A 1,111-nucleotide genomic window follows, 5' to 3' on the forward strand; every position below is an offset into this window, starting at 1 on the left:
CACGAAGCGCATCGATCAGCGCAATCGTAGTGGTGGTCTTGCCTTCGCCGCGGGACGCCTTCAGCGGGGTGTCGGCGGTGACGAGGACGACCTTGCCGTGCTTGCGCGGCGCATCCGGATTGCTCTTCAGATAATCGAGATAGCCGAACGCATCAATCTTCTGCACCAAGCCGTACTGGCTGGTGAAATCCTCAATGCTGGTCACTGGAGTCCTTTCTTGAAGCCTTCCGCCAGGCGGCGTCGAGCGCCGAACATGGCCGGAACAACACAGATAAGCAACATTCTAGTGAACGAGCGTCAGCAATAGAAAACGGCTCCCATACAGCGGACGCCGTCCGGCCGTCATACGGAACGGACGGTGGCGAGCGCAGTGCGGGAGCCGTTGATCTTGGCGGTATTTCCGGCGTTATGCAACGATATGCAATCGCGGAAAAATACCGGCCATCCCATCAGGGAACGATCAGAAGTCGGACATGTGGAAGCCGTTCTTCATGTTCATGCTGGTGGTGTAGAGCACGGAGTCGAGCAGCTTGTCGGTTTCCGCCTTAAGCTGCGCGGCCATGGTCTCGTTGGCGGCGGCGAGCACTTCGCGGGCTTCGTTGTTGCGGACGGCTTCGATGATTTCGTCCGGTTCCATCGGCTGCACGTCGCCGATCTCGTCTTCGGCGTCGAATTCGTCGACCACGCCTTCCACCAGTCGGTCGATCTGCTCGTCGGTGGCGGCTACCATGCGGTGGCCCATGCCGCCGGTCTTCTCCTGGTAGCGCTCCACCGCGTTGGCGGTGTCGGCGAAGCTGGCGTCGCACAGGGCCGCGATGATGCGGTTCTCCCAGTAGAAGTTCTCGGAGGTGACGCGCGTGGTGGTGTCTTCGAGGTACTTCGGCGTGGAGTCGACGTTCGGGAAGAACGGCACGAGCGTGTTAAACGGGTTGGAGCCGTAGGCGATCCACTGCACGGCACGGTTGACCTGCGGGCGGTACGGACGAATCTGCATGACGGACAGCTGGCTCTGACGGTTGATGCCGATCGGACGGAACATGTGGCGCGAATGCTGGTCGCCGAGCTTGCCGTACGGATCATACGGGGTGCCCTGGTAGTGGGAGCTCAACAC

The 1,111-nt window shown here is 60.9% G+C and carries 2 protein-coding genes; both read right to left on the reverse strand.

Features of this window, described 5'->3' with window-relative positions; translation table 11 throughout:
• A partial coding sequence (locus ACR0P8_RS10050) for a formate--tetrahydrofolate ligase (protein ID WP_432624898.1) occupies nt 1-205 on the reverse strand: 205 nt, incomplete at its 3' end.
• A gap of 255 nt (nt 206-460) precedes the next feature.
• Nucleotides 461-1,111: C69 family dipeptidase (locus ACR0P8_RS10055; protein ID WP_432624899.1), on the reverse strand; the 651-nt coding region annotated here is incomplete at its 5' end.

The organism is Bifidobacterium sp., from assembly GCF_050874245.1.
In the GTDB taxonomy this organism is placed as follows: Bacteria; Actinomycetota; Actinomycetes; order Actinomycetales; family Bifidobacteriaceae; genus Bifidobacterium.